1 pseudogene is annotated in these 250 nt (G+C 63.6%); it reads left to right on the forward strand.

Annotated elements, in window-relative coordinates:
- Nucleotides 1-250 (forward strand): annotated as a pseudogene (locus tag SB772_RS43865) (MFS transporter); the annotation flags it as partial.

The raw sequence follows: 250 nt of genomic DNA on the forward strand, positions 1-250 counted from the left end.
GCAAGACCGGCGTGCTGCTGTTGCCGGTGATCGGCGCGCTGCTCGCGATTGCGGTGCTGCCCAAGCGCTATCGCTCAGTGCTCGCGGAGCGCGATACGTGGGTCATCATGCTCGTGTACAGCATCACGTTCGGCGGTTTCGTCGGCATGTCCTCGTATGTTTCGCTGCTGCTCACCAACCTCTATCAGCTCTCGAAGATCGACGCCGGCCTCTTCATGGCGTTGCTCGCCGCAACCGGCGCGCTGGTGCG

The organism is Paraburkholderia sp. SIMBA_030 (assembly GCF_046535245.1).
Taxonomy (GTDB): domain Bacteria; phylum Pseudomonadota; class Gammaproteobacteria; order Burkholderiales; family Burkholderiaceae; genus Paraburkholderia.